The following is a 17,100-nucleotide window of genomic DNA, read 5'->3' on the forward strand; positions in this document are numbered from 1 at the left end:
AGAGAGCCATGACCAGTGCCGAGCAGCTGCGACTGACAGACGCGGACACCACCGGAATTCCCTGGCGGCGCTGGGGGCCTTACCTCAGCGAGCGGCAGTGGGGCTCGGTGCGGGAGGACTACAGCCCGGGCGGGGACGCCTGGAACTATCTGACCCACGACCAGGCGCGGTCCCGCGCGTACCGGTGGGGTGAGGACGGCATCGCCGGGGTCAGTGACGACCGCCAGCTGCTGTGCCTGGCGCTGGCCATGTGGAACGGCCGGGACCCGATCCTCAAGGAGCGCTTCTTCGGCGTGACCAACTCGGAGGGCAACCACGGCGAGGACGTCAAGGAGCAGTACTTCTACGTCGACGGCACGCCCACCCACTCGTACATGCGGATGGTCTACAAATATCCGCACGCCGCGTTCCCCTACGACGACCTGGTGCGGACGAACCGGGAGCGCGGGCGCGACCAGTTCGAGTACGAGCTGCTGGACACCGGGATCTTCGCCGGCGAGCGGTACTTCGACGTCGAGGTCGAGTTCGCCAAGGGCGGCCCCGAGGACATCCTGTACCGGGTCACCGTGCACAACCGCGGGCCGGAGGCGGCGACCCTGCGCCTGCTGCCCACGCTCTGGTTCCGCAACACCTGGCAGGACGCGGCGAACGGGCAGCCGACCCTCTACCAGGTGCCCGGGATCCGCGGCGCCGCGGTGATCGAGGCGCGCCACGCCGAGCTGGGCCGCCGCTGGCTGCTCGTGCAGGGCGAGCACACGGTGCTGTTCACCGACAACGAGAGCGCCGGCACCGCCCCGTACGTCAAGGATGCTTTTGATCGTTTCGTGGTGCACGACGAGAAGGACGCGGTCAACCCGGCGCTGACCGGCACCAAGGCCGCCGCCGACATCCTCCTTCAGATCCCCGCCGGCGACTCGGCCGTGGTGCGGCTGCGGCTCACCGACGAGCCGGTCCCGCCCGAGGCGGTCCGGGAGCGGCTCGGCCCGATCTTCGACGAGACCCTTGAACTGCGCCGCCGCGAGGCCGACGCGTTCTACGACGAGCGGCTCGGCGCCGGCCTGAGCGCCGGGCAGCGGCAGGTCAGCCGGCAGGCGCTGGCGGGCATGCTGTGGAGCAAGCAGTACTTCGGGTACGACGTGGAGGCGTGGCTGACCCAGCACGGCCGCGACCCCCTCGCCGCCGGGCCGACCCGCAACGGCGAGTGGTACCACCTGATCGCCGACGACATCATCTCGATGCCGGACGCCTGGGAGTACCCGTGGTTCGCCGCCTGGGACCTGGCCTTCCACGCGGTCACCTTCAGCCTGATCGACCCGGCGTTCGCCAAGCGCCAGCTCGACCTCCTGCTCAGCCGGCGCTACCTGCACCCCAACGGCCAGATCCCGGCGTACGAGTGGAACTTCTCCGACGTGAACCCGCCGGTGCACGCCTGGGCCACCTACCTGGTCTACGAGCTGGACAAGGCGCGGCACGGGCACGGCGACCGCAACTGGCTGGCCACCGCCTTCCACAAGCTGGCCAAGAACTTCACCTGGTGGGTCAACCGCAAGGACGCCGACGGCAACAACGTCTTCCAGGGCGGCTTCCTCGGGCTGGACAACATCGGGGTGTTCGACCGCAGCGCCCCGCTGCCCACCGGCGGCCACCTCGACCAGGCCGACGGCACCGCGTGGATGGCCCTGTACTGCCAGAACATGCTGCAGATCGCGCTCGAACTCGCGCTGGACGACCCGACCTACGTGGAGCAGGCGCAGACCTACGTCGAGCACTTCGCCTGGATCGCGGCCGCGGTCAACCACCCCGGCCGGGCCTCGATGTGGGACGAGGACGACGGCTTCTTCTACGACCTGCTCCGGCGGCCGGACGGGGGAGCGGTGCGGCTCAAGGTCCGCTCGATGGTCGGACTGCTGCCGCTGGCCGCCGCGACCGTCTTCGACACCACGGTCAGCGCCCGGCATCCGGAGATCATCGACGAGACCAACCGGTTCCTCGCCGCGCACCCCAGCGTCCGGGCGGCGCTGTCGGAGGGCCGGTTCGCCGGCCGGCCGGGCACCCACCTGCTCGCCCTGTTCGACGAGGACCGGCTGCGCCGGATCCTGGCCCGGTTGCTCGACGAGGACGAGTTCCTCAGCCCGTACGGGATCCGCTCGCTCTCCCGGTTCCACGAGGAGCACCCGTTCGAGTTCGACGTGAACGGTGACCGGTACCGGGTCGCGTACACGCCGGCCGAGTCGGACAGCGGGATGTTCGGCGGCAACTCCAACTGGCGCGGCCCGATCTGGTTCCCGGTCAACGCGCTGATGATCCGGGCGCTGCTCAACCTGTACGTGGGCTACGGCGACGACTTCACCGTGGAGTGCCCGACCGGCTCCGGTGTGCGCAAGACGCTCTTCGAGGTGGCCCGGGAGATCTCCGACCGGCTCGGCCGGATCTTCCTGCCCGGTGAGGACGGCCGCCGGCCCTGTTACGGTGGCCAGGACGTGTTCGCCACCGAGAACTGGCGTGACCTGATCACCTTCTCCGAGTACTTCCACGGCGACAACGGCGCCGGCCTGGGCGCCGCGCACCAGACCGGGTGGACCGGGCTGGTCGCCGTCTTCCCGCTCGTGTTCGCCCGGGTCACCGGATCGGAACTGCTCGAGCGCGGGATGGCCGGGGCCTTCCAGGCGGCAGAGGAGGAACAGTCGTGAGCACCGGTTGGCCGGCTGCCCCCGTCGTGTACGAGATCGACACCTGGCCGTGGCTGGAAGGTGTGTCCCGGCGGCTGGGCCACCGGGTGACGCTCGCCGACGTCCCGGCCGAGGTCTGGGACGAGACCCTGCCGCCCGGCGTCGACGCGGTCTGGCTGATGGGCGTCTGGGAACGCAGCCCGGCCGGCCTGGTGGTGGCCCGGGCCAACGAGGACCTGCAGCGCTCGTTCCACCAGGCGCTGCCCGACCTGAAGCCGGCCGACCTGGTCGGCTCGCCGTACTGCGTCCGCCGGTACCGGGTGGACGCGCATCTCGGCGGGCCGGGCGGGCTGGCCACCGCACGCGCCGAGCTGGCCCGCCGCGGGCTGCGGCTGGTCCTCGACTACGTGCCCAACCACGTCGCGCCTGACCACCCGGCCGTGGTGGAGGCGCCGGACTGGTTCGTGCACGGCGACGAGGCCGACGAGCAGAAGGAGCCGGCCGCCTGGTTCCGGGCGGCCGGGCGGATCCTCGCGCACGGCCGGGACCCGTACTTCCCGCCGTGGCCGGACGTCGCCCAGCTGAACGCGTTCTCGCCGGAGCTGCGTACGGCTACCGCCGCGGCGCTGTCCGACATCGCCGGGCAGTGCGACGGCATCCGCTGCGACATGGCGATGCTGCTGACCAACGACGTGTTCGCCCGTACCTGGGGCGGGCACGCCGGGCCGCCGCCGGCCGAGGAGTTCTGGCCGGCGGTGATCGGGGAGCTGCGCACGCACCGGCCGGACGTGGTGCTGATCGCCGAGGCGTACTGGGACATGGAGTGGACCTTGCAGCAGCAGGGTTTCGACTTCTGCTACGACAAGCGGCTCTACGACCGGCTGGCCGGGGAGAGCGCCGCCGCGGTCCGCGGCCACCTCGCGGCCGGCCGCGACTACCAGGACAAACTCATCCGGTTCATCGAGAACCACGACGAGCCGCGGGCCGCGACGGCGCTGCCCGGCGGCCGGGACCGGGCCGCTGCGGTGGCGGTCGCCACCCTGCCCGGCGCGACCCTGTGGCACGACGGCGAGTTCGAGGGGCGGCGGACCCACCTGCCGGTGTTCCTGGCCCGGTTCCCCGACGAGCCGGTCGACGAGGACCTGCAGGCGTTCTACCGCCGGTTGCTCGCGGTGGTGGCCGGCATGCGCCGCGGCGACTGGACCATGCTGGACGCGGACGGCTGGCCGGACAACCCCACCCACGCCGACGTGCTCGCCTGGGCCTGGCACGACGACGTGCCGCACCACGTGATCGCGGTCAACCTCTCCGGCCACGAGTCCCAGGCCCGGATCGTGCTGCCCTGGCCGGCCCTGGCCGGTCGCCGCTGGCGGCTGATCGACCTGCTCGACGGCCGGGTCTTCGACCGCGACGGCGACCAGCTGACCGGCGACGGCCTCTACGTCGACCTGCCCCCATGGGGGCAGCACCTCCTGGCGGTCGCACCCGCCTGACCCTCTGATGTCGAAGAGGTTTTCACCGTGACGCAGACCAGGTCCACGGCGGCCGCGGCGCGCTCGATGGTGCTGCCGCTCGCCCTCGCCCAGTTCATCGCCAGCTACGCGGCGAGCAACATGAACGTCGCGATCAGCACGATCGCGGACGACATCGGCACGTCGGTGGCCGGGATCCAGGCGACGATCACGTTCTTCACGCTCACCATGGCCGCCCTGATGATTCCCGGAAGCAAGCTCACCGACATCTGGGGCCGCAAGTTCTGCTTCAACCTCGGCATGATCATCTACGGGGCGGGCGCGCTGATCGCGTCGCTCGCCCAGGGCCTCGGCCTGATGTTCGTCGGCTACTCGCTGCTCGAGGGCGTCGGCTCGGCGCTGATGATCCCGCCGATCTACATCCTGATCACCGTCGCGTTCGACGACATGGCGACCCGCGGCAAGTACTTCGGCATCGTCAGCGGCGCGGCCGGCCTCGGCTCGGCCTCCGGCCCGCTGATCGGTGGCCTGATCACCAGCACGCTCGGCTGGCGGGCCTCGTTCCTGGCCCAGTTCGCCGTGGTCGTGGTGATTCTCTTCCTGGGCCGCAAGATCCCGGAGCCGGCCCGCACCGGCCCGCGGCCCAAGTTCGATCTCTGGGGTGCGGTGATCTCGGCGGTCGGCCTGGTGCTGGTCGTCTCCGGCATCCTGTTCTCCAACTCGCACGGGATCATCTCCTGGCAGGTCTTCGTGCCGGTGCTGGCCGGTCTCGGGGTGCTCGTGTTCTTCCTGCGCTACCTGGGCGGGCGGGAGCGGCGCGGCCAGGTGCCGCTGCTGGCGACCCGGCTGTTCCGCAACCGGGTCTCGAACCTGGGCCTGAGCACCCAGGTCGTGCAGTGGCTGATCATGCAGGGCTCGTTCTTCGTGATCTCCGTGTACATCCAGCAGGTGCGCCACTACGACGCGATCCACACCGGCCTGCTGCTCACCCCGGCCACCATCGGCGTGCTGCTCGCCTCGGCGGTCGCCGGGCGGATGGCGAGCCGGCGCGCGCAGGCCATGCTGGTGCGCGGCGGCTTCGTGCTGACCACGGTCGGCATGATCCTGGTCCCGCTGCTGGTCCGGGAGGACTCGGCGGTCTGGACGTTCGTCCCCGGCCTGCTGCTGATGGGCTTCGGCGTCGGGGTCATGCTCACCGCCTCGGTCAACGTCGTGCAGTCGTCGTTCGGCGACGAGGACCAGGCGGACATCTCCGGCCTGTCCCGGGCGGTCTCCAACCTCGGCTCCTCGCTGGGCGTGGCGATCGCCGGCTCGATCCTGGTGGCGGCGAACGGCAAGCACCTCGGCACCCCGTTCGCGGTGGCGCTCGGGTTGCTCGCCGGCATCTCGTTGCTGGGACTGCTGGCCGCCATGTTCATCCCTCGGAAACCGCCGCCCCGCGCGGCGCCTGGCTCACCCGCAACGGGTGAGGCGGCGGCCTGAGGGGCAGGCGCATGCTGAAACCCATGGCATTGGGTCCGCTGGAACTCATCGTCCTGTCCTTCCCTGCGGCACGACTCAACGACGGCGTCCTGGCGACACTTGACCAACTGCTGGCCGCTCCGGGCGTCCGGGTGCTCGACGTGCTGGTGGTTCGGACCGACGCGGTGGGCGGCGCCTGCGCGGTGGAGCTCTGCGAGCTCCCCGGGCTCGGCGGCGACCCGCAAACCCAGGCCCGGCTGGCCACCGGGCTGATCACCGAGACCGACGTCGACGAGGTAGGCGAGCTCGTCGACGACGAGACCGACGCCCTCGCCGTGCTGGTCGAGCACCGGTGGGTGAACGACCTGGCCAGCGAGGTGGCGTCGACCGACGGCACCGTCCTCGCCCTGTTGCACATTCCGGCCGTACACAAGATCCGCTCGAACGCCCTGGCGGGCATCGGCGGAAAGTGAAGGGAGCGCCATGGACGACCTGCACGACCTCCAGGAGATGGGCCCGGTCGACTACCTCTGCATCGAATTCCCGCCCGGCAGCCAACCCGGCCAGGGTCTGCCGCACATCGTCAACCTCGTCGACCGCGGCATCATCCGCGTGCTCGACCTGCGGTTCCTGCGCAAGGACGCGGACGGCAAGGTCAACGAGGTGGTCGGCGAGCAGCTGGACTCCGGGCTCGCCCTGTTCCAGGGCGCCTCCTCCGGGATGATCGGCGGCGACGACCTCGAGGAGGCCGCGGCGGTCCTCGAGCCGGGCAGCGCGGCCGCGCTGATCGTGTACGAGAACGTGTGGGCCGGCCCGTTCGCGGCCACCGTCCGGCGCGCCGGCGGCCGGGTCATCGCCGGCGGCCGCATTCCGGTCCAGCAGCTGCTCGCGGCCCTGGACGAGTCCGAGCCCGACTACGTGAGGAGCTGATCATGGGACTTCTGCGAGGTGTTGCCCGCACCGCGGTAGTCGCCGGGACCGCCACAGCCGTGTCCAACCGGGTGTCCCGCCGCCAGGCCGGCCGGTGGCAGCGGCAGGCCGACCAGCAGGCGGAACACGAATACTACGAGCAGTCCCAGCAACAACAGCAGTACCCGCCCCAGCAGCAGCAGTACGCACCGCCGCCGCAGCAGTACGCGCAGCCGCAGCAGGTCTACGTGGCGGCCCCGGTGCCCGCGGCCGAGCAGGAGGACGAGGGAGCCGACCCGATGCAGGCGAAGCTGGACGCGCTGAAGCAGCTGGGCGAGCTCAAGTCCTCGGGCGTGCTGAGCGAGCAGGAGTTCCAGCAGGAGAAGGCCAAGATCCTGAACTCCTGACCAGGCTCGAACACGGAAAAGGCGTCGGTCGCCGGTGATGGGAGATCACCGGCGACCGACGCTTTGGCCCTCCTGATGTCTGCATCCGTGGCCTCGGTACCCTGGGCGGCCCTGGGGAAGGCTGAGCGTGGTCAATGTCGTTGTGCAGCGTTCCGTACGTCGGGCCATGATGATCGTGGTGGCGGCGGGTGCGCTCGGCCTGCTGGCGTTCGCGGCCGACGCGATCGACGGCTTTGTCCTGCGGCAGGTCGTGACCGCGCTGGTCAGCAGTGGTCTTGCCTGGGGTCTGGCGGCGGTGCTGGCCGGCCGGACGGCCCCGGATCGCCGTGCTGCGGTGGTGGGTGCGACCGCGCTGCTGGTGTCGGCCACGCTCGTCTACTACCTGCTGATTCTCGTGGTCAGCCGGCGCTGGAGCGGCGGCTCGCCGGGCGATTGGTACGGACTGCGGTCGCTGGCTGTCATGACCACGGCCTGGTTGCTGGTGTCGATGGTCGCGGGACCATCTCTGGGACTGCTGGGCCGGATGACGCGCACCGCGCCGATGGCGCGCGCCGCCCTGGCCGCCGGTGTCGCCTGCGGGCTGCTGTCCGGCCAGGGCTGGCAGGAGATCCTTCTGACACCGCCCGGGCTCCCTTGGGCGATCCGCGGCCCGGACGCCGTCCTCGTCCACGGAATCGGTGCCGTGCGACTGGTCGAGGTCATCGTTCCGCTCGCCGTGCTCGCGTGGTTGGCCACCCGCCGGCGCCTCTGGCGTGCCTGGCCCGTCCTGTTCCTCGCGATGGTCGTCACCGCGACACTGAGCGCCCTGTTCTGGCGGCTGCTCGGCACCGCCGCGAACCACCTCGGCTGAACGTTCTCGCTCGGAAAGGTGATCAGACCACGGACCGCGTGCCGGACTGCTGCTTGTGCAGCAGGCCGAGGCGGAACAGGTGCTCGAGGCGGCGGACGGTGAACGGGTGCGACATCGGCAGCTGGGCCAGGCCGGTCCAGAAGCCGTGCAGGCGGCGGCCCTGGGCGAGCAGCTCGTCGACGTTGACGTCGTTCTCCACGTAGCGGCCCGCGGTCAGCACGACCAGGCCGTTCACCCCGGTCGGGCAGAGGTACGCGCCGTGCCGGTCGCACGAGTACTCGCGCAGCCGGGACAGTGCCGGGCCGAGCAGCGGGATCCGCCCCGAGTACGCGATCGACAGGTTGTACCAGAGTCCGGTGTGGTGCAGCCGGACGTGACCGAGCTCGTGACCCAGGATGAAGCGCAGGCCCTCGCGGTTGTTGTTGTACAGGTTGGCGAACAGCTCGTTGGCCAGCACCACGTAGTCGTAGCCGTGGGCCTGGGCGGCGAAGGCGTTCAGCGCACCGTTGCCGTTGGCCAGGTAGATCACCGGCCGGCGGCGCAGACCGAGCGCGCCGGCGAAGTCCTCGGCCGTACGGTAGATGTCCGGGAACTGTCTCGGTGACAGCTCGACGGCCCCGCCGCGGATCGAGGCACGCTGGATCTCCCGGATGAACACCAGCCCGGGGATCAGCAGCAGCAGGGCGATGAAGGCCGTCCGGATCGCCACGCCCCAGCCGGACTCGCGGACCGAGTCGGGCACGTACGGCAGCACCGACGCCGCGGTGACGATGGCAGCGATGATGATCAGGTTGAGCACGACCATGATGGCGTACAGCGGCACCTCGACCGGATGCCGCAGCCGCCGCTCGGGAATGGAGGGACTCGACACGTCTGCTCCTTCGGGGGGAATCCTCCGACCGAGGATCACCCGCGGGGCCGATCCCCGCGTCATACCGCGAGGATGAGCCGCCGCCGGTCCGGACGGGCCAACCTCGGTCGACTGTGGAGATCGCCAACGGCCGGTTGTTGCCTTCCGGCTGCCATCTGTGTTGGGGTGGGGCGGGACGCGTGACGAGAACGACGACGATCACTCTCGGTAGTTCATGAACCTGGGACCTCCATTGGGGACGGCGGCGTCGACCGACCGCGGGGGTGGTTGGGTAGTTGAGGGAGACCGGAAGGACCACAGCACAGGACGGCGGGCGGATCGGGCGCCCACCGGTACGGCAGCCGTTCGTGCGGCGTCGTCGTCTGGCGGAGATGCTCGACGCGGGCGTGTGCCGGCCGGTGACGCTGGTCTGCGCCGGCCCGGGCTGGGGCAAGAGCGCGCTGGTCGCCTCCTGGGCCGAGGCGAGGGTGACGTCCGGCCCGATCGCCTGGCTGACGCTGAGCGCGCAGCACAACGATCCCCGCGCGTTCTGGTCCGACCTGGTGATGGCGTTGCGGATGTCGGGCGCGGTGCCGGGCGGCAACCCCCTGGAGCAGCTGGATCTCGGTATCCGGGCGGATCAGCGGGCGGTCGCCCGGGTGCTGGACGGCCTGGACGCCCTGCCCCAGCCGGTCGTGCTGGTGCTCGACGACTTCCACGAGGTGGACGACGCCCGGGTGCTCGGCGGCCTGACCACGCTGCTGCACGACCCGCCGCCCGCGCTGCGGCTGGTGCTGATCGCGCGTACCGAGCCGACACTGCCGCTGCACCGGTTCCGGGCCGGCGGCGAGCTCACCGAGATCCGCACCCGGCACCTGGCGTTCCGCCCGGCCGAGGCGGCCGAGCTGCCGGCCGTCCACCGCCGCCGGATGCCGGTCGACGAGCTGACCGCGCTGCTCGACCGTACCGAGGGCTGGGTGGTCGGCCTGCAGCTGCTCGCCGACGTGCGAGCCGAGCGGGGGGCGCCGGCCAACGGCGAGGTCCGGGCGGCCTCCGACTACCTGTTGCGCGAGGTGGTGGGCGCGCTGCCGGCGAGGACCAGACAGTTCCTGGTACGCGCGAGCGTCCCCGACCAGATGTGCGGCCCGCTGGCCGACGCGCTGACCGGCGAGACGAACAGCCGGCGCATCCTCGAGGGCCTCGAGTCGTCCAACGCGTTCGTCGTGCGGGTCGAGGAGCGGCCCGGCTGGTACCGCTGTCACCCCATGCTGCGCGACGCCCTGCTGCACCAGCTGCTCCTGGACCGGCCCGGGGCGGCGGCCGAGCTGCACCTGCTCGCCGCCGATTGGTACGCCAGACAGGACTCGATCTTCGAGGCGCTGCGGCACGCGGCCGACGCGGGGGACTGGCGCTACCTCGGCCGGCTCGCCGTCGAGCGGGCCATGGTCCGGGTGATGTGCGGCGATCAGCTCGCGCTGGTCGAGGTGCTGCGCCGGATCCCGCCCGAGGAGCACGCGAGCACGGCCGAGCTGGCGCTGTGCGGGGCGGCGGTGCGCTACGCCAGCGGCGACCGGGCCGGGGTGGCCGGGCTGCTGCGGCTGGCCCGTTCGCTGACCGGCCGGCAGGCCGAGGTGCCGGCCGCCACCGACCTGACGCTGCGGCTGATGGAGGCCGGCATCCTCAACTGGCGGGTCGGCGACATGCCGGGGCTGATCGCGAAGTCCACCGAGACGCTGCGCACGCTGGCCGCCTACCGGCAGGACGAGCTGCCGTCGCTGCTGCACTACCGGGCGATCGCGTTGAACGAGAAGGGCGCGGGCCTGCTCTGGATGGACCGTGCCGACCAGGCCGACCGGTACCTGTGGGCGGCGTCCATGGCGGCCCGCGGGGTCGGCTCGACGGTCACCGAGGTCAACGCGATGGCCCACCTCGGACTGCTGGTCTTCCTGCAGGGGTCGCTGAACGAGGCGGCCGAGCACGTGAGCGCGGCGCTCGACCTCGCCCGGCGCAACCGCTTCGAGACTTCGGCGCAGGCGTCCGTGTCGTACCTGACCTCGGCGCTGATCCAGATCGAGCGGGACCGGGTCGGCGAGGCCCAGGAGGCCCTGCGCAAGGCGCTGCGGGCCGGCGGCGACGAGCCGGCCGCGGCGCCGGGGTTGCTCGCGGCGCTTGTCCGGGTGCATCTGCTGCTGGCCGCGGGCGACCCGGCGGCGGCCCGGGCGTTGCTGCGGCTGACCCGGGAGGAGGCGCCGGTGACGCTGGTCGCGCCGGTGCTGGCGCACTGGCTGCGGCTGGCCGAGTCGGAGGCCGATCTGGCGCTGGGGTGTTTCCGGGAGGTGGTGGCCCGGTACGACCGGGAGGCGCCGCACGGCGTGCTGACCGCGTCCGAGCAGGTGTGTCTGGCTCGGGCGCTGCTGTCGGCGGGTGATCACGCGGCGGCGGAGCTGCTGCTGGCGCGGGTCCGGGAGAGCACCGATCGGGTGGCGGCGGTGACCGCCTGGATCGCGACCGCCTTCGCGGCCGACGCCGAGGGGCATGGCAATCGGTCCATCGACGCGCTGTCCCGGGCGCTGCTGATCGCCGAGCGGGACGAGATCCGGCGACCGTTCCGCCGGTTCGACCAGCGGCGGCTGGCGGTGCTGCTCGATCGCCGCCGGTGGGTGGAGGAGCACACCGCGGCGTCGGCCGTGACGGTGGCCCGGGCCGCGGGGTCGGAGCCGCCCGCGGGGACGCTCGACGTGCTCAGCGAGCGGGAGCGGGATGTGCTGCGCTATCTGCCCACGGTGCTGACGGCGGGCGAGATCGCGGCCAACCTCAATATCTCGATCAACACGGTCAAGGCCCACATGCGGTCGATCTATCGGAAGCTCGGCGCGGCCCGGCGTCGCGAGGCCGTGGTCCGGGCCCGCCAGCTGGGGCTCCTCTGACCCCGGTCTACCCCTCCGGGATGAGGACGTGCCCGCGGCGTCGAGGTGTGCTGGGGCTTTACCTCGTTCCGGGGAGGGGAGCCCATGCGCCAAGTCGGGATCGTTCTTGGCGGGTGGGCGGCGCTCGGGCTGACCATCCTGATGCTGCCGGGGCTGACCGCGGACAACGGGTGGTCGGTGCTGTTCGCCGCCGTGTTGCTGGGGCTGTTCGGGGTGGTGATCCGGCCGGCGGTGGCGTCGCTGATGGCCCGGATCGGGTGGGTCGGGGTGCTCGCCGGGTGGCTGCTGGCGCAGGCGGCGCTTCTCTACCTGGCGCTGGCCCTCGCGCCGGGTATCCGGGTGGACGGGTTCTGGACGGCGTTCTGGGCCTCCTGGATCTATTCGGCGCTGATCAGCATCGCGCTGTGGGTCGTCACCGCGGGGCGCACCGAGGCGGTCACCCGGCATCTGCTCTGGGTCAACCGGCGGTACCGGGGCAGCGTGCCGCGTACCGAGCTGCCGGGTGTGGTGTTCGTGCAGATCGACGGGCTGTCGGCGCCGCTCGCGCGGTGGGCGCTGGACACCGGGAACCTGCCGACGCTCGGGCGCTGGCTGCGGTCGGGGAGTCACGCGCTGGCCGAGTGGCACGCGCAGCTGCCCGCCACCACGCCGGCCAGCCAGGCGGGGCTCCTGCACGGTGCCAGCGACCAGGTTCCGGCGTTCCGGTGGTACGAGAAGGAGAGCGGCCGGCTGATCGTGACCAACCAGCCGGCCGACGCGGCGGTGGTCGAGTCCCGGCTCAGCGACGGCCGCGGGCTGCTGGCCGACGGCGGGCTCAGCCTCAGCAACGTGTTCTCCGGGGACGCGACCACCAGCCTGCTGACGATGAGCACGGCCCGGGCCGGGCGCGGGCCGGCCCGGTACCTGAGCTCGTACCTGCTCGATCCGTTCGGGCTGACCCGGTCGCTCGTGCTGACCTTCGGGGAGATAGTCAAGGAGCTGCACCAGGCTCGCCGGCAGCGGGTGCGGCGGGTCGAGCCGCGGATCCGGCGGGAGCCGTCCTACGTGCTGCTGCGCGGGGTCACCAACGTCCTGCTGCGGCAGCTGAACCTGGCCGTGCTGGCCGAGCATCTGATGCGCGGGACGCCCTCGATCTACTGCGACTTCGTGGACTACGACGAGATCGCGCACCACGCGGGGCCGGCGCGGCCCGAGGCTCTGGCGGCGCTCGAGGGGATCGACGCGGTGCTCGCCAACCTCGAGGAGGTCGCGGCGGAGGCGCCCCGGCCGTACGAATTCGTGATCTTGTCGGACCACGGGCAGAGCCAGGGTGCGACGTTCCGGCAGCGGTACGGGCTCGGGCTGGAGGACCTGGTGCGCGGCGACGTGGCCGTGCAGACCGACGACGAGCAGGCCGGCCGGGCGCTGACGCTGCGCGCGAGCCTGCTGCCCGGCAAGAACGGCTCGGCCCCGGAGGAGATCCGGCCCGAGTTCGTCGTGGTCGCCTCGGGCAACCTGGGGCTGGTCTACCTGGCCCGGCAGCCCGGGCGGCTGACCATGGAGGAGATCGAGAAGCACGCACCGGGACTGGTCGACCGGCTCGCCACGCACCCGGGAGTCGGGTGGGTCATGGTGCGATCGCAGGCGGACGGGCCGATGGTGCTGGGCGGCGGCGGGCGGCGGCTGCTGGACGGCGACGTGCTCGAAGGCCCGGATCCACTGGCCGGCTTCGGCCCGTTCGCGGCCGACGACCTGCGGCGGCACGACCGGCTCGCGCACACCCCGGACATCCTGGTCAACAGCCTGCACGACCCGGAGACCGGCGAGGTGGCCGCGTTCGAGGAGCTGGTCGGCTGCCACGGCGGGCTCGGCGGCTGGCAGGACCGGCCCGTGCTCATCCACCCGAGGGCCTGGCCGATCGACCGCGAGCTGTCCTCGTCGGATGCCGTGCACGCTCAGCTGAAGAGCTGGCTGGACCTCATCCGTGCGGGGTGATGGCCCCCGGCCCGCGGGCGGCGACCCTGTGCGTGAAAGGGGGTCCCGCGATGTGCCGCTGGCTGGCCTACTCCGGAACACCGATCCTGCTCGACGAGCTCCTCTACAAACCTCGCTTCTCGTTGATCGACCAGAGCATGCACTCCCGGATGGGAGTGGAGACCACCAACGGCGACGGCGTCGGGGTCGGCTGGTACGGCTCCGAGGACCAGCCCGTGCCCGCGCTGTTCCGGGGGGTCGGCCCGGCCTGGGGCGACGTGAACCTGCGCGAGCTGGCCCGGGTCACCCGGTCCGGCCTGTTCCTGGCGCACATCCGGGCCAGTACGGGCACCCCGGTGCAGCAGACCAACTGCCATCCCTTCCGGTTCGGGCGGTGGCTCTGGTGCCACAACGGGTCCATCAAGAACTTCCATGAGTTGCGGCGCGACCTGTTGCTCGCGGTCGACCCGGAGCTGTTCCCGAGCATCGCCGGGTCGACCGACTCCGAGGTGATGTTCTACCTGGCCCTGACCTTCGGCCTGCGCGACGATCCGCTGCGCGGGGTCGAGCGGATGGCCGGCCTGGTCGAGCAGGTCGCCGCCGCCCACGGTGTCGCCGACCCGCTGCAGATGACGGTCGGCGCCAGCGACGGCGACCGGGTCTGGGCCTTCCGCTACTCCAGCGTGGGCAAGAGCCGCACCCTGTTCTTCAGCACCGCGCTGAACGCGCTGCGCGCCCTGCACCCCGACTTCGCGCTGATCCAGGGGCTCTCCGAGGAGACCCGGCTGATCGTCTCGGAGCCGCTGGGCGAGCTCGCCGGTGCCTGGCAACCGGTACCCGAATCCAGCTACGGCGTGATCCAGAAGGGCGACGACGAGCTGGGCGCATTCACCCCCCGCTGAACCCTTCGAACCTCCCGAACCCCCGAACCCCCCGGAGACAGCCATGGTCGCTGTGTCGGACAAAGAGACCGAGTCCGGCCGCACGATGGGCCTGCCCCAGGCCACCGCACTCATCCTGGGCAGCATCATCGGCGTCGGCATCTTCAACCTGCCCTACTCGCTCGCGTCGATCGGCCCGATCAGCATCGTGGCGATGGCGCTGACCACGGTCGGCGCGCTGGCTCTGGCGATCATGTTCGCCGCGCTGTCCCGGCGCCTGCCGGCCGACGGCGGCCCGTACGCGTACGCGCGCGCGGCCTTCGGCAACGGCGTGGGCTTCACCAACGCCTGGTCGTACTGGATCACCGCGTGGGCCGGCAACGCGGCGATCGTCACCGGCTGGGTCTTCTACGTCGAGCACTTCGTCAACAAGGGCTCGATCACCGGCTGGTCGATCGTGATCGCGCTGGTCGGCCTCTGGATCCCGGCCGCGATCAACCTGGTCGGCACCAAGAGCATGGCCGCGGTCCAGCTGTGGACCACGATCATCAAATTCATCCCGCTCGCCATCATGTCGACGGTCGGGCTGTTCTTCATCGGCACCGGGAACTTCACTCCGTGGAACGTGAGCGGCCAGAGCACGATCGGCGCGATCGGCAGCGCCATGGCCATCTGCCTGTTCAGCTATCTGGGCGTGGAGACCGCGGCAGTGGCGGCCGCCAAGGTCCGCGACCCGGACCGCAACGTGCCGAAGTCCACCGTGTTCGGCACCCTCGCGAGCGCCGCGGTCTACCTGCTGTCGATGGTCGCGATCTTCGGCATCGTGCCGACCGCGCAGCTCGCCCTCGACGAGAACAAGGCGTCCTACTCGGTGGCGGCCAACATGATGGCCGGCAGCGGGCACTGGGCCGGCGACCTGGTCGCCGCGGCCGTCATCGTCTCCGGGTTCGGCGCGCTCAACGGCTGGACCATGATCTGCGCCGAGATGCCGTACGCCGCCGCCAAGGACGGCCTGTTCCCGCAGGCGTTCGGCCGGCTCAGCGGGCGCGGCGTGCCGGCCACCGGCATCGTCTGGTCGACGATCCTGGCCAGCGTCGCGATGGTGGTCAGCTACCTGGGCGCGAGCGGCGCCACGGTCTTCAACACGCTGGTGCTGATGACCGGCATCACCGCGGCCATCCCGTACGCCTTCTCGGCGCTCGCCCAGCTGAAGTGGCGCCGGGCCGACCAGCGGGAGATGCACACGCCGCGGTTCGCCCGCGACGCCGGCGTGGCGGTCGTCGCCCTGATCTTCTCGATCCTGTTCGTCTGGTACTCGCGCAACACCGGCCAGGAGCACTGGTACGTGGTGTGGGGTCCGTTCCTCATGGCCGGCGCCGCGCTGCTGCTCGGCGTACCGGTCTACCTGTCCATGCGGAGCCGGATGGCAGCGCCGCCGCCGGTGCCGCCCTACCGCTGAGGCGGGAGAGCAATGAGTTTCCACGTCGATTCCGAGACCGGGCGACTCCGCCAGGTCATTCTCCACCGGCCCGGCATCGAGCTCAGCCGGCTGACCCCCGACAACGTCGACTCGCTCCTGTTCGATGACATCCTCTGGGCCAAGAAGGCCCGCGAGGAGCACGACGCCTTCGCCTCGGTGCTGCGCGAGCGGGGCGTGACCGTGCACTACTTCGGCGAGCTGCTGGCCGAGGTGCTGAACGACCCTAAGGCCCGCGACTGGGTGCTCGAACGGGTCATCAACGACGACACGGTCGGCCCCAACCTCGCCGACCCGCTGCGCCGGCTCGCCGAGCAGGCCGACAGCGCGCGGCTGTCCGAGCTGCTGATCGGCGGCGTGCTCAAGAGCGAGCTGGCCGGTTTCACGGTCAACAGCCTGCGCTGGGAGCTGATGAGCGCCGACGACTTCGTGCTCACCCCGCTGCCCAACCACCTGTTCCAGCGGGACAACTCGGCCTGGATCTACGGCGGGGTCAGCATCAACCCGATGGCGATGCCGGCCCGGCTGCGCGAGTCCGTGCACAGCACCGCGATCTACCGCTTCCACCCGATGTTCGCCGGCGCGGACTTCCAGGTCTGGTACGGCGACGACGAGCCGCCGCACAAGTTCGCCACCCTGGAGGGCGGCGACATCCACGTGCTCGGCCGGGGCGCCGTGATGATCGGCCTGGGCGAGCGGTCCACCGCGATGGGCGTGGAGAACCTCGCCTCCCGGCTGTTCGCGGCCGGCGCCGCCACCAAGGTCATCGCGATCGAGCTCCCGCACTCGCACGCGATGATGCACCTCGACACGGTCATGACCATGATCGACAAGGACACCTTCGTCCGCTACCCGTACCTCAAGGGCAAGATGCGCTCGTGGACCGTCACGCCCGGGCCGCAGGGCGGGCTCGCCGTCGAGGAGAACCTCGAGGTGTTCCCGGCCATCGCCGACGCCATCGGCCTGGAGAACTACCGGGTGCTGGTCACCGACGAGGACGAGCGGGCCGCACAGCGCGAGCAGTGGGACGACGGCAACAACTTCCTCGCCGTCGAGCCCGGCGTGATCGTCGGCTACGAGCGCAACGTCACCACCAACACGTACCTGCGCAAGCAGGGCATCGAGGTGATCACCATCGCCGGCAGCGAGCTCGGCCGTGGCCGCGGCGGCCCCCGCTGCATGACCTGCCCGATCGAACGCGACGCCGTCTAGGAGGCGGATCCATGTCATTCAACCTGCGCAAC

The 17,100-nt window shown here is 71.3% G+C and carries 13 protein-coding genes; 12 read left to right on the forward strand and 1 reads right to left on the reverse strand.

From position 1 onward, the window contains the following. Nucleotides 1-8: 8 nt before the first annotated feature. From ODJ79_RS42555 to ODJ79_RS42585, 7 genes are all read left to right on the forward strand, one after another. Nucleotides 9-2,690 carry an MGH1-like glycoside hydrolase domain-containing protein gene (locus ODJ79_RS42555; protein WP_263029416.1) on the forward strand — a complete coding sequence of 894 codons (2,682 nt, stop codon included), beginning with the start codon at nucleotides 9-11 and terminating at the stop codon, nucleotides 2,688-2,690. Then, nucleotides 2,687-4,162 carry an alpha-amylase family glycosyl hydrolase gene (locus ODJ79_RS42560; RefSeq protein ID WP_263029417.1) on the forward strand — a complete coding sequence of 492 codons (1,476 nt, stop codon included), beginning with the start codon at nucleotides 2,687-2,689 and terminating at the stop codon, nucleotides 4,160-4,162. The genes ODJ79_RS42555 and ODJ79_RS42560 overlap by 4 nt, the downstream gene beginning before the upstream one ends. Nucleotides 4,163-4,189: 27 nt before the next feature. Further along, nucleotides 4,190-5,623 (forward strand): MFS transporter, encoded by a 1,434-nt coding sequence (locus tag ODJ79_RS42565; protein ID WP_263029418.1) that lies wholly within the window; start codon nucleotides 4,190-4,192, stop codon nucleotides 5,621-5,623. A gap of 23 nt (nucleotides 5,624-5,646) precedes the next feature. After that, nucleotides 5,647-6,075, forward strand: a complete 429-nt coding sequence (locus ODJ79_RS42570) for a DUF6325 family protein (RefSeq protein ID WP_263029419.1) — start codon at nucleotides 5,647-5,649, stop codon at nucleotides 6,073-6,075. Between the two features lie 10 nt (nucleotides 6,076-6,085). Beyond that, on the forward strand, nucleotides 6,086-6,532 hold the full coding sequence (locus tag ODJ79_RS42575; protein ID WP_263029420.1) for a DUF1269 domain-containing protein: 447 nt from the start codon (nucleotides 6,086-6,088) through the stop codon (nucleotides 6,530-6,532). A gap of 2 nt (nucleotides 6,533-6,534) precedes the next feature. Continuing rightward, entirely contained in the window at nucleotides 6,535-6,918 is a 384-nt protein-coding gene (locus ODJ79_RS42580) for an SHOCT domain-containing protein (RefSeq protein ID WP_263029421.1), read from the forward strand. Between the two features lie 127 nt (nucleotides 6,919-7,045). Next, nucleotides 7,046-7,768, forward strand: a complete 723-nt coding sequence (locus tag ODJ79_RS42585; RefSeq protein ID WP_263029422.1) for a hypothetical protein — start codon at nucleotides 7,046-7,048, stop codon at nucleotides 7,766-7,768. Between the two features lie 22 nt (nucleotides 7,769-7,790). Here ODJ79_RS42585 and ODJ79_RS42590 read toward each other — a convergent pair whose 3' ends face one another. After that, nucleotides 7,791-8,639 carry a M48 family metallopeptidase gene (locus ODJ79_RS42590; protein WP_263029423.1) on the reverse strand — a complete coding sequence of 283 codons (849 nt, stop codon included), beginning with the start codon at nucleotides 8,637-8,639 and terminating at the stop codon, nucleotides 7,791-7,793. Nucleotides 8,640-8,986: 347 nt separating this feature from the next. On the opposite strand from ODJ79_RS42590, the gene ODJ79_RS42595 reads away from it, so the two are divergent. The 5 genes from ODJ79_RS42595 to ODJ79_RS42615 all read left to right on the forward strand — a co-directional run bounded on the left by ODJ79_RS42595 (nucleotide 8,987) and on the right by ODJ79_RS42615 (nucleotide 17,068). Next, nucleotides 8,987-11,545 carry a LuxR C-terminal-related transcriptional regulator gene (locus tag ODJ79_RS42595; protein WP_263029424.1) on the forward strand — a complete coding sequence of 853 codons (2,559 nt, stop codon included), beginning with the start codon at nucleotides 8,987-8,989 and terminating at the stop codon, nucleotides 11,543-11,545. Between the two features lie 84 nt (nucleotides 11,546-11,629). Then, entirely contained in the window at nucleotides 11,630-13,519 is a 1,890-nt protein-coding gene (locus ODJ79_RS42600; protein WP_263029425.1) for a phage holin family protein, read from the forward strand. 50 nt (nucleotides 13,520-13,569) lie between these two features. Beyond that, nucleotides 13,570-14,400, forward strand: coding sequence for a class II glutamine amidotransferase (locus tag ODJ79_RS42605; RefSeq protein WP_263029426.1), 831 nt, complete (start codon nucleotides 13,570-13,572; stop codon nucleotides 14,398-14,400). Between the two features lie 43 nt (nucleotides 14,401-14,443). Next, nucleotides 14,444-15,838 (forward strand): amino acid permease, encoded by a 1,395-nt coding sequence (locus ODJ79_RS42610; RefSeq protein WP_263029427.1) that lies wholly within the window; start codon nucleotides 14,444-14,446, stop codon nucleotides 15,836-15,838. Nucleotides 15,839-15,850: 12 nt separating this feature from the next. Further along, nucleotides 15,851-17,068: an arginine deiminase gene (locus ODJ79_RS42615; protein WP_263029428.1), complete on the forward strand. Its 1,218-nt coding sequence runs from the start codon at nucleotides 15,851-15,853 to the stop codon at nucleotides 17,066-17,068. Nucleotides 17,069-17,100: the final 32 nt, after the last annotated feature.

The sequence above is a fragment of the Actinoplanes sp. KI2 genome (assembly GCF_025630775.1).
Classification (GTDB): Bacteria; Actinomycetota; Actinomycetes; order Mycobacteriales; family Micromonosporaceae; genus Actinoplanes.